This window comes from Limnochorda pilosa (genome assembly GCF_001544015.1).
In the GTDB taxonomy this organism is placed as follows: Bacteria; Bacillota; Limnochordia; order Limnochordales; family Limnochordaceae; genus Limnochorda; species Limnochorda pilosa.
In genome coordinates this window covers 1,927,991-1,942,354 of the sequence record NZ_AP014924.1, presented here as the reverse complement: position 1 = coordinate 1,942,354, position 14,364 = coordinate 1,927,991, and the positions used below count along the sequence as shown (strand labels likewise).

At 68.6% G+C, this 14,364-nt stretch carries 14 protein-coding genes and 1 tRNA gene; all 15 read left to right on the top strand.

Annotation, left to right across the window (positions count from 1 at the left end; all coding sequences use genetic code 11):
* Nucleotides 1-103 precede the first annotated feature (103 nt).
* Entirely contained in the window at nucleotides 104-1,834 is a 1,731-nt protein-coding gene (locus LIP_RS08595; protein WP_068136885.1) for an ABC transporter substrate-binding protein, read from the top strand.
* Between the two features lie 122 nt (nucleotides 1,835-1,956).
* Nucleotides 1,957-2,928, top strand: coding sequence for an ABC transporter permease (locus tag LIP_RS08590; protein ID WP_068136883.1), 972 nt, complete (start codon nucleotides 1,957-1,959; stop codon nucleotides 2,926-2,928).
* 25 nt (nucleotides 2,929-2,953) lie between these two features.
* Nucleotides 2,954-4,099 carry an ABC transporter permease gene (locus LIP_RS08585; RefSeq protein ID WP_198409467.1) on the top strand — a complete coding sequence of 382 codons (1,146 nt, stop codon included), beginning with the start codon at nucleotides 2,954-2,956 and terminating at the stop codon, nucleotides 4,097-4,099.
* A gap of 253 nt (nucleotides 4,100-4,352) precedes the next feature.
* The gene (locus LIP_RS17795; RefSeq protein WP_331456635.1) at nucleotides 4,353-4,604 is read left to right on the top strand and encodes a YgiT-type zinc finger protein; all 252 of its coding nucleotides are present in this window, start codon (nucleotides 4,353-4,355) and stop codon (nucleotides 4,602-4,604) included.
* A gap of 529 nt (nucleotides 4,605-5,133) precedes the next feature.
* Nucleotides 5,134-5,209: transfer RNA gene (locus LIP_RS08580), tRNA-Ala, on the top strand.
* Nucleotides 5,210-5,486: 277 nt separating this feature from the next.
* Nucleotides 5,487-7,838 (top strand): hydrogen gas-evolving membrane-bound hydrogenase subunit E, encoded by a 2,352-nt coding sequence (mbhE, locus tag LIP_RS08575; protein WP_068136881.1) that lies wholly within the window; start codon nucleotides 5,487-5,489, stop codon nucleotides 7,836-7,838.
* On the top strand, nucleotides 7,838-8,440 hold the full coding sequence (locus tag LIP_RS08570; protein WP_068136877.1) for an MnhB domain-containing protein: 603 nt from the start codon (nucleotides 7,838-7,840) through the stop codon (nucleotides 8,438-8,440). The genes mbhE and LIP_RS08570 overlap by 1 nt, the downstream gene beginning before the upstream one ends.
* Entirely contained in the window at nucleotides 8,428-8,790 is a 363-nt protein-coding gene (locus tag LIP_RS08565; protein WP_068136876.1) for a Na(+)/H(+) antiporter subunit C, read from the top strand. The genes LIP_RS08570 and LIP_RS08565 overlap by 13 nt, the downstream gene beginning before the upstream one ends.
* Entirely contained in the window at nucleotides 8,783-10,324 is a 1,542-nt protein-coding gene (locus LIP_RS08560; protein WP_068136875.1) for a proton-conducting transporter transmembrane domain-containing protein, read from the top strand. Before LIP_RS08565 ends, LIP_RS08560 begins: the two co-directional genes overlap by 8 nt.
* Before the next feature lie 52 nt (nucleotides 10,325-10,376).
* Complete coding sequence (locus LIP_RS08555; RefSeq protein ID WP_068136874.1) at nucleotides 10,377-10,850, top strand: Na+/H+ antiporter subunit E; 474 nt, start codon at nucleotides 10,377-10,379, stop codon at nucleotides 10,848-10,850.
* On the top strand, nucleotides 10,847-11,128 hold the full coding sequence (locus LIP_RS08550; RefSeq protein WP_068136873.1) for a monovalent cation/H+ antiporter complex subunit F: 282 nt from the start codon (nucleotides 10,847-10,849) through the stop codon (nucleotides 11,126-11,128). Before LIP_RS08555 ends, LIP_RS08550 begins: the two co-directional genes overlap by 4 nt.
* Entirely contained in the window at nucleotides 11,112-11,507 is a 396-nt protein-coding gene (gene mnhG / locus LIP_RS08545; RefSeq protein ID WP_068136870.1) for a monovalent cation/H(+) antiporter subunit G, read from the top strand. The genes LIP_RS08550 and mnhG overlap by 17 nt, the downstream gene beginning before the upstream one ends.
* A gap of 124 nt (nucleotides 11,508-11,631) precedes the next feature.
* The gene (locus tag LIP_RS08540; protein ID WP_068136867.1) at nucleotides 11,632-12,804 is read left to right on the top strand and encodes a helix-turn-helix domain-containing protein; all 1,173 of its coding nucleotides are present in this window, start codon (nucleotides 11,632-11,634) and stop codon (nucleotides 12,802-12,804) included.
* A gap of 189 nt (nucleotides 12,805-12,993) precedes the next feature.
* Nucleotides 12,994-14,094 (top strand): WD40/YVTN/BNR-like repeat-containing protein, encoded by a 1,101-nt coding sequence (locus LIP_RS08535; RefSeq protein ID WP_068136863.1) that lies wholly within the window; start codon nucleotides 12,994-12,996, stop codon nucleotides 14,092-14,094.
* Entirely contained in the window at nucleotides 14,091-14,354 is a 264-nt protein-coding gene (locus LIP_RS08530; protein WP_068136861.1) for a ubiquitin family protein, read from the top strand. The genes LIP_RS08535 and LIP_RS08530 overlap by 4 nt, the downstream gene beginning before the upstream one ends.
* The last annotated feature ends 10 nt before the right edge of the window (nucleotides 14,355-14,364 follow it).

Below are 14,364 nucleotides of genomic sequence, written 5' to 3'. Positions count from 1 at the left end.
GGGGGATCAGGTACCACCGTATGACCGGCCGCTGACGCTGACGCCAGGACGTCCGACATCCGCACCGTGGGGTGCGTCACCCGAGAATGGGAGGCGAAGCTTGTTGAAGCGATGGTTCGCGCTCGTCCTGTCCGCGGCCCTGTTCGGCGCGCTTTCCGCCGGAGCCTGGGCGCAGGCCGTGGCGCCCGTGGTGGAGCAGGTGCCCGAGATCGGCCGCTACGGCGGAACCTTGAGGACCGGGCAGATCTCGGACCCGAAGACCTTCAACTACTACCTGTACAAGGAGAGCTCCTCGGACGACGTGCTCCAGCACGTCTTCGAAGGCCTGGTCTCCGTTGACGGCGTCACCACCGAGGTTGTTCCCAGCCTCGCGTACAAGTGGGACGTGAGCGACGACGGCCTCACCTACACCTTCTACCTGCGCAAGGGGATCAAGTGGCACGACGGCCAGGAGCTGACCGCGGACGACGTCATCTTCTCCTACGACCTCACCTACGACGAGGACATTCCCAACAACTTCCGCGACGGGCTCCTGGTGGCGGGCGAGCCGCTCACCTACGAGAAGGTGGACGACTACACCGTCCGCTTCCACCTTCCCGACGTCTTCGTGCCCATTCTGCGCCAGATCGGCGTGCCCATCGTGCCCAAGCACATCCTGGGTCCGGCCTACGAGAACGGCACCTTCAGCGAGACCTGGTCCGTGGCCACCCCGGCCAGCGAGATCATCGGCACCGGCCCCTACCGCATGGTGGACTACCGCCAGGGCGAGTACGTCCTCTTCCAGAGGAACCCCAACTACTGGCAGGTGGACCAGGATGGGAACCAGCTCCCCTACCTGACCCGGCTCGTCATCCGCTCGTTCGACACCCTGGAGTCCATGGACCTGGCCTTCCGCAACGGCGACCTGGACGTGATGGCGCTTCCGGCCAGCAAGGCGCCCGAGTACCAGGAGCTGATCTCGAGCGGCCGGCTCCACGCGGTCCTCAACGACGCCGGGCCCACCTTCGACAGCCAGTTCGTGGTCTTCAACCAGAATCCGAACAGCGTGCCCCAGCCCAAGGTGGACTGGTTCCGGAACGTGAAGTTCCGCCAGGCGGTCTCCTACGCCATGGACCGCCAGTCCATCGCCGACGCCATCTACAACGGCATGGCGACGCCCGCGTATGGTCCTGAATCCCCGGCCAACGCGCTCTTCTACACCCCCAACGTGGCCCAGTACCCCTACGACCTGGAGAAGGCCGCCGCGGTCCTGGCCGAGGCCGGCTTCGTCAAGGGGAACGACGGGGTCCTGCGGGATGCCCAGGGTAACGCGGTGGAGTTCAGCCTGCTGACCAACGCGGGCAACACCCAGCGTGAAGCCATCGGCAACCTGCTCAGCGAGGACCTGGGCAAGCTCGGGATCAAGGTGAACTTCCAGCCCATCGACTTCAACGTGCTGGTGGACCACCTGCTCTCGGGCGAGGGATGGGACGCCATCATCATCGGCCTCACCGGCGGCGGCATTGATCCCAACGGCGGCCGGAACACCTGGCACTCCTCCGGCGGGCTCCACATGTGGTGGCCCAATCAGGAGAAGCCGGCCACCGAGTGGGAGGCCGAGATCGACCGCATCTTCGACGAGGGCGTGAAGATCCTCGACGAGCAGGAGCGGGTCGAGTTCTACTACCGCTACCAGGAGATCGCGGGCGAGCAGCAGCCGCTCATCTACACGGTGGTGCCCAACAGCTTCCAGGTGTACGTGCCGGAGCTGAAGAACTACCGGCCCACCGCGTACGCGGCCAACGGCTTCTTCGAGGCCATGTGGAACCTGGAGCAGCTCTGGCTCGACCGGTGATCTGAAAGACCCGAGGCAAGGACGATGTAAGACGTGCGGGGTTCGGGGGGGAAGGCCTGGCGCCTTCCCCTCCGGCCGGTGGGCGGGGCGTGCGCCCCAGCCGCCCCCGGGGAGGCTGAGCCATGTTCCAGTACATCACGCGGCGGTTGCTCTACATCATTCCCATGCTGATCGGCATCAGCATCCTGAGCTTCTTCATCATGCAGCTCGCCCCGGGCAGCTTCCTGGACCAGTTCCGCATGAGCCCCCAGATCCGGCCCGAGACCCTGGAGGCCATGGCCCGCCAGTTCGGGCTCGACAAGCCCCCCTTGGTCCAGTACTTCGTCTGGCTGAAGAACGCCGTCTTTCACGGCGACATGGGGCGCTCCTTCTCGTACAACGCGCCGGTGACCTTCCTCATCGGTGCCCGTGCCCTGAACACCATCGTGCTCACCATGAGCGCCAGCCTCTTCGCCTGGCTGCTGGCGCTGCCCATCGGCATCTACTCGGCCGTCCGGCAGTACTCGCCCGGCGACCGGGCCTTCAGCTTCCTGTCGTACATCGGGCTTTCGATCCCCAACTTCTTCCTGGCGCTGATCCTGCTCTACCTGGTGGTGGTCTACCGGCTCCCCTTCCCGGTGGGCGGCGCCACCAGCATCGAGTACGCGTGGATGTCGTGGTCCGAGCGGCTGGCGGACCGCTTGCACCACCTGATCATCCCGGTGGTGGTGCTGGGCACCTCCCAGATGGCCGCGGTCTCCCGCTACATGCGGGCCCAGCTCCTGGACCAACTCCACCAGGACTTCGTCCGCACCGCCCGGTCCAAGGGCCTGAGCGAGCGGGCGGTGATCTACAAGCACGCGGTGCGCAACGCCCTCAACCCGCTGATCACCCTCTTCGGCTTCGACCTGGGGACGATCCTGAGCGGCGCGGCCCTCACCGAGCAGGTGACCAACTACCCCGGGCTCGGCAAGCTGATCCTGAGCGCGGTGCTGAGCCGGGACTACTGGCTGGTCATGGGGAGCCTCATGATCGGCGGGGCGCTGTTGGTCCTGGGCAACCTGGTGGCCGACGTGCTCCTGGCCCTGGCGGACCCGAGGATCCGCTATGACTGAGCCCCGTTCCGGAGGAGGAGCCGCCATGCCGTCGTCGCCCAGCGCCCAACCCCAGGCCGCGCCTGCGGTCGCCTCGCAGGTCGCGATCGCCGAGGCGCCGCCGTCCCGCTCGCCCATGGAGATCGCCTGGGCCCGGCTTCGCCGAAACCGGGCGGCCATGGTGGCGGGTGCGCTCCTTGTGGTGCTGCACGTGCTCGCCGTCTTCGCGGAGTTCGTCGCACCCTACCCGGAGGCCACCACCGTTCGCAACCGCCTCTACCTGCCCCCCACCAAGATCCACTTCCGGGACGAGAGCGGGCGGCTGACGCGGCCCTACGTCTACGCGTACAAGGAGGTCAACCGGGCGCTCCACCGCTACGAGCCCGATCCCTCCCAGGGCCGTTTCCCCATCCGCTTCTTCGTGGAGGGGGCGCCGTACAGGCTCCTGGGGATCCTCCCAACCAACATCCACCTCTACGGGGTGGAGGCGCCGGCGGCCATCTACCCGTTGGGGGCGGACCTCTACGGGCGCGACATCCTCTCCCGCATCTGGTACGGGGGCCGGCGCACCCTCTTCGTGGGCGTCATCGGCATCCTGATCAGCACGGGGATCGGGCTCGTCTACGGTGCCGCCTCGGGGTACTTCGGCGGCAAGATCGATAACGTGATGATGCGCATCGCGGAGATCATCATCAGCATCCCCCAGTTCTACCTCCTGGTAGCCCTCTCGGCCATCCTGCCGCTGGGGATGTCGTCCACCCATCGCTTCTTCCTGGTGACGGTCATCATCGGCTTCATCGGCTGGGCCGGCCTCTCCCGGGTGATCCGCGGCATGGTCCTCTCCCTGCGGTCGCAGGAGTTCGTGGAGGGCGCCCGGGCTTCGGGGGCGGGCACCTGGCGTATCATCCGCAAGCACATCATCCCCAACACCCTCTCGTACCTGATCGTCTCCATGACCATCCAGCTTCCCGGCTTCATCCTGGCCGAGGCGAGCCTCTCCTTCATCGGCCTGGGGATCCAGGAGCCGCTCTCGAGCTGGGGCCTGATGCTGAGCGACGGCCAGAACCTGGCCGCCCTGAGCCGGTACCCCTGGATCCTGGCGCCCGGCTTCTTCATCGCCTTCTCGGTGCTGGCCTGGAGCTTCCTGGGCGACGGGGTGCGGGACGCGTTTGACCCCAGGCACGTGGACTGAGGGAACGCGCGTCGGGATGCAGGAAACCCTGGCGGTGGTTATGCTACTATGGACCTGGAGCGTCTGCGCCGGCAGATTGAGTCCGGTGAGAAGCGACTGCGCATCACGACTCATGCCCAGGTAGAAGCAGCCAAAGACGGGCTGCTTCTGAGGAGGATGCCGCCAAAGAGGGCGTCATCGTTACAGCGTACGTACCAGATACGTTGACCTGGGAGAAGAACTCGAAACGCCGCCGCCGGCGAGGTGAGAAGACATCGCCTGCGAACTGTGCGGAGCGGATATGATCGGAGCGGGATCGGCAACGCAAGTGTACCGCAAAGGAAGGATGACGGTGACCGTTACTGGGATTCCAGCGGTCGCTGTCTGCTCGCGGTGCGAGAACGCCGTTCTCGAGTGGGATGTTGCACAGGCGGTGGAAGATCTGGTGCAGCCCCTCCTGAGATGGGCCGAGAGCCACACCCTCGTTGAACCGGTGGTGAACGTGGTCTTTCCGGTCCCTGCATGAGCGGGGCGCCCTGCGGAAGGCGCTCCAGGATGGGAACGACCTCCGGAAGGAAGGGCGCCAACCGCTTGCCCGCGGGGAAGCTCAAGATGGCCCACACGCGTTGCAGGGCTTCCTTCACCGGCATGTCGTAGACGACGCACCGCCCAGGCCGTCGGCTCCCTTGCCGCCGGGGACTCCTGGTGTGGTGCAACGAGTGAGATACGTTCCTCAGGACTCTGGCAGCGTACGAACGGTTGTAGTCGAGCACGTGCTGGGCATGGTCCAGGAGCCGCATTTTCTCGCCATTGCGGGCCCGCTGGTACTTCTCGGCCAGTTCACGGACCACCGCCCGACGTTCGCTCAACGTGAGCGGCACTCCCCCCGCCTCCTTCAGGCTCATCGCTGCTCCTCCTTTCTCGGCGCGGGGAGTCGACCCATTTCGGGTACCTCTTTCTTCCGAGGCAACGAACCTCTTTCGGGTACCTCTTTTGTGAGGCAAGGCGGCACCTTGCGCACGACCAGCCGCCGTTGTATACTTAGGGTTGCTCGTGGGCCTGTAGCTCAGCTGGGAGAGCGCTGCGTTCGCATCGCAGAGGTCGTGGGTTCGAATCCCATCAGGTCCACCAGAGGAAACGCCCGCCAGGAGCCGATCTCCGGCGGGCGTTCGCTTTGGCTGAGGCACTGCCGGGGGACCAAGTACTGCCGACAGGTTCCGACAACACCGTTCCGGCGCGCCGCGCGAAGACCGAAGAGTCAGTTCAGCACGGCGGCTTCAGCCCGCAGGATGGGGTGCCGATCCCTGTATCCTGGAGTCTCCGTGTGCAGGTTTGACGCGTGCCCGGGGCTCCGGTAGAATGGCCTTGTGCGTCTGGCTTCCACATTTCGCCACGAGAAGAGGATCGCATGCTTCCGGCGGCTTTGACGCTCCCGTTTCTCGCTGCTGGCCTGCTGCCGCTGATTGGACGCCGCGCTGGGTCGAAGCTCCCGTGGCTCGTCCTTCCCGTTCCGCTGGCGCTCTTTGCATGGTTCCTCGGCCGCATCGGCCGGCTCTCCGGTGAAGGTCTGGTCTGGAGCCGCCCATGGGTCGACCGGCTCGGCATCGAGGCGGCCCTGCGGCTGGACGGCTGGTCGCTTCTCTTCGCGCTGCTCATCACGGGCATCGGCGCGCTGGTGGTGCTCTACAGCCGGTACTACCTGGGGCCGGAGGAGGACCGCCCCAAGTTCTACCTCTACATCCTCCTCTTCATGGGGTCGATGCTGGGCGTCGTCCTCTCGGACAACCTTCTCCTGCTCTACGTCTTCTGGGAGCTGACCAGCGTCAGCTCCTTCCTCCTCATCGGGTTCTGGCACCACCGGGAAGCGTCCCGGGACGGGGCGCTCAAGGCCCTGCTCATCACGGTGGTCGGCGGCTTCGCGATGCTGGTGGGCTTCCTGCTGCTCTACCTGGCCACGGGCACCCTCTCGGTGCGGGAGCTGGCGGCGCTGGCGCCGGCGGTGACGGCGCATCCCTTCTACCCGTGGATCGTAGGCCTGGTGCTGGCGGGGGCCTTCACCAAATCGGCCCAGGTGCCGTTCCACATCTGGCTGCCGGCGGCCATGGAGGCGCCTACCCCGGTGAGCGCCTACCTCCACTCGGCCACCATGGTGAAGGCGGGCCTTTATCTGGTGGGGCGTCTGAGCCTGGTCCTGGGCGGTACGGCCGCCTGGTTCTATCCGGTGGCGGGGGTCGGGATGCTCACCATGCTGGTGGGCTCCTACACGGCCCTCCGCCAGCGGGACCTGAAGGCCCTCCTGGCCTACTCCACCGTCTCCCAGCTCGGCTTCATCATGGCCGCCCTGGGCCTGGGGAGCGCGGAGGCGCTGGCGGCAGGCGCGTTCCACCTCTTCAACCACGCCACCTTCAAGGGCGCCCTCTTCCTGCTGGTGGGCATCGTGGACCACGAGGCGGGCACCCGCGACCTGGCGAACCTGGGCGGCCTCCGCCGGGCCATGCCCTGGACCGCCACCCTCATGACCCTGAGCGCCCTCTCCCTGGCCGGGGCGCCGCTTCTGAGCGGCTTCATCAGCAAGGAGATGATCTTCGCCAGCCTGGCGGAAGGTTCGGCGGGCGTGCGATGGTTCGCGGCGGCTCTTCCGGTGGTGGCCACGGTGGCCAGCCTCTTCACCGCGCTCTACTCCTTCGTGCTCTTCCACGAGGTCTTCTTCGCCCCCGCCCGGGGCCAGGCACCCCACCACCCGCACGAGGCGCCCTTCGGGATGCGGCTGAGCCCGCTGCTCCTCACCGGGGTGGCGGCGGCCGTGGGGATCGCCCCGGGGCTGGTGACGGGAGGCCTCATCGAGCCGGCCGCGCGCGCGCTGGCGGGGGAGGAGGTCCACGTGCACGCGGCCCTCTGGCACGGGGTGAACCTGCCGCTCCTCATGAGCGCAGCCGCCCTGCTGGGAGCCCTGGCCCTCTATCCCGCCCGGCAGGGGGTGCGGGGGATGCTGCAGCGGCTCACCACCCGCTGGACCGCCGACCGGGCGTACCAGTGGGGGCTCGACGGCCTCCTCCACTTCGCCCACTGGGTGACCGACGGCTACATGACCGGCCGGCTTTCGGACTACCTCTCGTACATCGTGGGCGGCTTCGTGCTCCTGGTGGGCGGCACCGCCCTCGGGGCGGGGGTGCTGGAACTGCGGCCCCTGGACCTGGCCGCCCCCAGCGTGACGGAAGGGGTGCTCCTGGCCGCCATCGTGGTCGCGTCCTTCTTCACGGTGCGCACCCGCAAGGGGCTGGCCGCTATCCTGGCCCTGGGTGTGGTGGGCTTCTCGGTGGTCCTCCTCTGGGTGATCTGGCAGGCGCCCGACCTGGCGCTCACCCAGCTTGTGGTGGAGTCGGTCTCGGTGGTGCTGCTCCTCCTGGCCTTCGTCCACCTGCCGCCGCTGCGCCGGCGGGTGATCTCGGCTGGCCGGCGGGCGGCCAACCTGACGGTGGGCGTGCTGAGCGGCGTCGTCGTTACGTGGCTCTCGCTCCGGGCCAACGGCACCCAGCTCTTCCAGCCCATCTCCACCTACTTTGTGGAGCAGAGCCTGGACCTGGGCGGGGGGCGGAACATCGTCAACGTGATCCTGGTGGACTTCCGGGGCCTGGACACCATGGGCGAGATCACGGTCCTTTCCATGGCGGCCCTGGGCGTCTACATGCTGATCTCGGCACGGGCCCAGAGGGCGGCCGCCCGGACCCAGCGCAGCGGCGAGAAGGGGGACGGAGCCTGATGGATGCCTTGATCCCCCGCCTGGTCTCCCGGATCGCGACCCCGCTCATCCTGGCCCTGGCCCTCTACCTCTTCCTGCGGGGGCACAACAACCCCGGGGGTGGCTTCATCGCCGGGCTGGTGGCCGCTTCGGCCATCGTCCTCCAGGCGGTGGTGTGGAGCAGGGAAGAGGCCGGGCGGTACGTGCCGGTTCCGGGTTGGCTCTTCATCGGGTTGGGGCTCCTCTTCGCGGCGGGCACCGGCATCGGCGGGATCCTGCTGGGCTACCCCTTCCTCACCCACGCCTTCGGGCCCGTCCACCTGGGGCGTTTCGAGGTGGAACTGGCCACCGCCCAGCTCTTCGACCTGGGCGTCTTCCTGGTGGTGGTGGGCACGACCCAGTCGGTCATCCTCAACATTTCGGGCGATCCGGTGATCCGGCCGGAGGCTCCGGCCGGGCCCATGGGCAACGGGGCGGGGGCGGGTGTCTCCGTGGAAGACGGGGGCAAGCGCGGGGTGGACCGAGCGCCGGCAGCGGCCGACGGAGGAGTGGCCCCGCCCGCGGGCGAGGAGACGGGAGCCATCCGGCACGAGGGGGAGGGGAGCCGCCCATGGAGCTCCTGACCTCACTGGCCATCGGGGTGCTCGTCGGGTGTGGCATCTACCTGCTGCTGCAGCGCGAGCTGTTGCGGGTGGTGCTGGGCACGGTGCTCATCTCCCACGGGGCGAACCTGATGCTCTTCATCTCGGGGGGCGTCAAGCGGGGCGGGCCGCCGATCCTTGGGGACGCGGTGACCGCCGCCGCGGGCACGCCGGCCTACACCGATCCGCTGCCGCAGGCGCTCATCCTGACCGCGATCGTCATCGGCTTCGCCACCACCGCCTTCGTGCTGGTCCTGGCCTACCGGGCATACCAGGCCCATGGCACCGACGACACCGAAGGCCTGAGGAGCCTGGAGGATCCCCATGAGTAGCCTCGAGCTGGCGCCGTTCAGCAACCTGCCCGTCCTGCCGGTGGTGGTGAGCCTGGGCTTCGGCATCCTCCTGGTGCTGGGTCACGGACACCTGCGCTACCAGCGGGCGGCGGGGGCCCTGGGGGTGGTCGCCGCCCTCGCGGTGGACCTGTGGCTCTTCGTCTTGGTCCTGCAGGGCGGACCCCTGGTCTACCGGGCGGGGGACTGGCCGGCACCCTACGGCATCCTCTTCGTGGCGGACCGGCTGAACGTCCTCATGGCGCTGGCCGCGGGCGTGGTGGCCTTCTTCGCGTTCGCCTTCGCCCTCCGGTCCGTGGACGAGGAGCGGCAGCGGGCCTTCTTCTTCCCGCTTTTCCAGTTCCAGATGGCGGGCGTCTACGGGGCGTTCCTCACTGGCGACCTCTTCAACCTCTTCGTCTTTTTCGAGGTGACGCTCCTGGCCTCGTACGTGCTCCTCACCCTGGGGGGCGGCCGGCTACAGCTGCAGGAGGGCCTCAAGTACATCGCCATCAACATCGTCGCCTCCACCCTCTTCCTGGTGGGCGTGGCTGTCCTCTACCGCACCCTGGGTACGGTCAACATGGCCGACCTGGCGGTGAAGGTGGCCGCTGCCACCGACCGGGGCTGGATCCTGGTGATCGCGGTGGTCTTCATGGCGGTCTTCGGCATCAAGGCAGCTATCTTCCCCCTCTACTTCTGGCTGCCCTACAGCTACTTCACGCCGCCCACGGCCATCGTCGGCCTCTTCGCGGGCCTCCTGAGCAAGGTGGGGATCTACGCGCTCTACCGGGTCTTCACCTTGATCTTCGTGGGGAACGTGGCCGTCACCCACCAGGTCCTCTTCCTGGTGCTGGCCTCCTTCACCATGTTCCTGGGCGTGGTGGGCCCCGTGGCCCAGATGGACTTCAAGCGGATCCTGGCCTTCCACATCGTGAGCCAGATCGGCTACATGCTCATGGGGCTGGGCTTCTACACGCCGCTGGCGCTCGCGGGCGGGATCTTCCACATCGTGCACAACATGATGATCAAGAGCGGCCTCTTCCTCACCGCCGGGGCCACCGAGCTGGTGACCGGCACCACCCACCTGGAGAAGATGAGCGGGGTGCTGAAGAGCCACCCCTTCCTCGCGTCGATCTTCTTCCTGAGCGGCCTCTCCCTGGCGGGGATCCCACCCTTCTCGGGCTTCTTCAGCAAGGTCGCGCTGATGCTGGGGGGGCTCCGGGCGGGGGGCTACCTGGTGGTGGCGGTGAGCGTGGTGGTGAGCTTCCTCACCCTCTTCTCCATGATCAAGATCTGGCGCTACGCGTACTGGGGGCCTTCCACGGGCGAGCGGCAGGTGGGCTCCGAGGCGACCGCGGGGCTGGTCTGGCCGGCGGTGGGGATGCTCCTGATCTCGGTGGCCATGGGCGTGGGGGCCGCCTACGTCCTGGACTACACGTATGCGACGGCGCTGGAACTGATGCAGCCCGCCCGCTACGTGGGCGCGGTGCTGGGGCCCCAGGCGGCCGGGGTGCTGGTGAGCGGCCGGTTCTGAAGGGGGCAAGGGGCGATCGGGTCGAGTCCGGCGCCTACACGGGGGTGAAAGGATGGGCCAGCTTCTCATCAACCTGACCGTGGCCGTGGCGTGGGCCTTCTTCTTCGAGCCCTTCTCGTGGATCAACCTCCTCCTGGGCTATGGGGTGGGGGCGGGGCTCACATGGCTCGCGGTGCGGGGGCAGGGGCGGCGCTTCTACCTGGTGCCGGTCTGGGGCGCGCTCCGCCTCCTGGGGCGCCTCGTGTGGGAGCAGCTCAAGTCCGCGGTCTGGGTGACCCGGCTCATCCTGGACCCGGGCGGGCGCCGCCAGCCGGGGATCATGGGGGTTCCCGTGGCGGTGCAGGAGGACTGGCACCGGGTGGCGGTGGCCAACATGATCACCCTCACCCCGGGGACCGTCTCGGTCCAGTTCTCGCCGGACCGCTCACAGCTCTTCATCCACGTGGTGGACCTGAAGGCGCCCGACGACGTCGCGGCCTCCGAGCGGCTCTTCGAACGCCTGGTGCGGGGGGTGTGGGAGCGATGACGCCTTCGATCCTGGATCTGGCCCTGGCGCTCCTGGGGCTCTCCCTGGGCCTGGCCGCGGCCCGGGTGCTGCTGGGCCCGACCACCGCCGACCGGGCCATGGCCCTGGAGGTGGTGGGGCTGCACCTCATCGCGGTCATGGGGGTCTGGAGCGTGCGGGGCGGGAACACCGACTTCTTCGATGCGATGCTGGCGCTCGCGGTGGTCTCCTTCGTGGGCACCCTGGCCATCGCCAACTACCTGGTGAAGGGGATCCCCATCGATGCAGACCGCCGCTGAGGTGCTCATCCTGCTGGCCGCCGTCTGGATGCTGATCGGCTCCGTGGGCCTTCTGCGCTTCCGCGACGTCTACAGCCGCTTCCACGCGGCCGGGATCGCCGGAACCGGGGGGATCCTGCTGATGGGCATCGGCCTCTCATGGCTGGCCACCCTCCAGCAGGGGGTCCTCATGCTGCGGCCCATCCTGGCGGTGCTGCTCATCTTTCTCATCTCCCCGGTGACCACCCACATGATCGCCCAGGCCGCACACCGGAGCGGCGTACCGCTAGCGTCGGAGAGCATCCGGGACGACCTGGCGGAAGCCGCGCCCTCGTTCGGGCGCGGGGTGGGGGAGACGGTGCCGGGCCCGGACGCGGGCGGGGTGGAAGCGGAACGGTGAGCCCGCGGGTTTGAGCCCGGAGAACGAGCTTGCACGATCCCGGCAAGGCGAATCATTACCGACAAGGATACGCGCGGTTTCTGTCGAACCCAGAGACGAACATGGGTGCGGAGGTGGACCGCGCGTGCACGCGATCGAGGGCAGGGTGTGGGTCGACGCTCCCTGGACGGGCGGCGTCCTCTACGTGGGAGCCTTCGCCGGTCACCGCATCGGCGGGGATCCGGTAGCGTGGCAGCTCCTGCCCGCCCCGGGCTCCTTCCTGTTGGAGCAGGTTCCTCCCGGACGCTGGTACCTCCACGCGGTGGCCTGTCCCTCGTGGCGGCCGGAGGAGCAGCGCTTCCCGGAGGCGACGGCCTGGGGGAGCTTCGGGGGGCCCTACGGGCACGGGCGTCCGGTGGACCCGGACCGGGGAGGGGCGCACCCGATCGACGCGAGCCCTCTCTGGGCCGACCTCACCTACATGCCCGCCCAGCAGCCGCTGCTCACGGAGGAGCAGTGGGAGGTCGTGCGCCACGTCCAGCGGCGGCTGTCCGCGCCGGGTGAAGCTGTCACCCTGGACGGGCTCTGCCGCGAGGTCCACCTCACCCGCCACTACCTCGCGACCCTCTTCAAGCGGGCGACGGGTTTCAGCCCCCAGGAGTACCGGGCGCGCTTCCGAACCGAACGGGCCAAGGAGCTCTTGATCGAAACGGAGCGGAGCGTGCTGGAGGTTGCCCTGGAGGTGGGGTACGACTCGCCCTCGCACCTCCACCGGCTCTTCGCGCGTTACCTCGGGATCGCCCCCGCCCCCTTTCGCCGGCGGGCCCGTGCCCTCCAGGGTGCGGAGCCGGTACAGCTTCCGATGGGGGTGGTTGTGGGCGGCGCACCGGTAGCCAGCACCCTCCTTCGGGGAAGCGTGGTCTACGAAGGGCGTCGCCGGGGACTGGTGATCTACGTGGGCGCCTTCCCCCGGCCCTTCCCGGACACCTATCCGGCAGCCTGGGCGGCGCTGCCGCGGCCTGGTCCCTTCACCCTGCAGGTGCCGCCCGGCGAGCACTACATCCTGGCCTGCTACTGCTCTGAGCGGATGCGCTACCCTGGCGACATGGCCACCGCTTTCGCGGACGGCGGATTCGGGCCCGTCTCGGTCCGGGACGGCGCGGAGTTGGAGTCCCTGGCCATCACCCTCCGCGACGACGACACGGCCGCCCGGTTCACAGGGCGCTGGTTCGAGGTCTTCCTGCCCGATGGGCGGCAGCGGGGCTCCCAGATCATTCCAGAACGTGGGGCGGCGCCTGTGCGCGGGGAAGCTCGGTAGCATGGAAGAGACGAAGACGTCGGGCCGCCAAGGCACTGGTCGGGGCATGGCCCCCGCCGGTCCGGTTTCCTCGCACCACTCAAGCTGCGTCCCCGGCCCGGGGTCGAACCCTGATCCGGCCACGTCGTGCACGGAGCTCAACCAGCCACTGATTCGCCAGGGTCGAAGGCCAGGGAAAGGAGACGTGCCATGGAGGTCGCACTTCTGCTCGGGACGTACAAGGGCGGATTCCTGCTGCGCTCGGACGAACGACGCAGGGAGTGGAAGCTGGAAGGTCCCGTCCTTCCGGGGTGGGAGTTCTATCACACCGTCCAGGACCCGCGGGACGGAAGCCTGTACGCGGCCGTCAACACCTGGGACTTCGGGGGGATGGTGGCCTGGAGCCGGGACCGGGGGACCACCTGGGAGCACTCGAGCCGTGGGCTGGCCTACCCCGACGGGCAGGCGGGGAACGAGTCGCCCGGCGCGAAGTCCTCCAAGCTGAGCCGGGTCTGGCACGTGGAGCCAGGCCCTGAGGGAGAACCGAGCGTCCTCTACGCAGGGGTCGAGGCGGCGGGTCTCTTCCGGAGCCAGGACCAGGGCGTCACCTGGCAGGAGGTGCCGGCGCTTCGAGCGCACCCGACGGCGGCCCAGTGGGAGCCGGGCGGCGGGGGTCTCTGCCTCCACAGCATCACCTTCGAGCCGTTCGACCCGAGCCGCGTCTACGTCGGCATCTCCGCCGGCGGCGCCTACCGGACGGTGGACGGCGGGGCCCACTGGGAGCCGATCAATGGGGGCGTGCAGTCCGCGTATCCCGACGTCACCGGGGCGACGGGGCAGTGCGTCCACAAGATCCTGGCGCACCCCGCCAGGCCCCGCAGGGTCTACCAGCAGAACCACACGGGGGTCTACCGGAGCGACGACGGCGGCGAGACGTGGTGGGTCATCCAGGAGGGGCTTCCATCCAAGTACGGTTTTCCCCTGGCCCTTCACCCCAGGGACCCGGAGACGGCCTACGTCTTCCCCCTGACCGCCGACACCCAGCGTTTCGCCCCGGAGGGCCGGCCGGCCGTCTGGCGCACCCGCGACGGGGGCGGCACCTGGGAGCGTCGCGACAACGGCTTTCCCCAGGATGCCTACGTGGTCGTGCGCCGGGAGGGCATGGCCACCGACCGCCTCGATCCCGTGGGCGTCTACGTGGGGACCACCACGGGCCAGCTCTTCGCGAGCACCGATGAGGGAGATCACTGGCAGTTGATCGCGGACCTCCTGCCGCCCATCAATTCGGTCGGGGTGGCGGTCTGGTCGTGATCCGGGTCCACCTGCCGCGGGGGCTCGTGGAGCTCTACGGGCGGCCCGCGACCGTGGACGTGGAGGCTTCCACCCCCATGGAGGCCCTCGAGGGCCTGGAGCGCGAGCAGCCGGGCATCATGGACAGGCTCTGCGAGCGACCGGGCGTGCTCCGGCCCTACGTCCTCCTCTTCGTGGACGGCGAGCGGTGGACGGATCTTGACGCCCACCTGCCGGACGAGGGCGAGATGCACATCGTGGGGGCGCTGGCGGGGGGATAGCGTCCAGCCC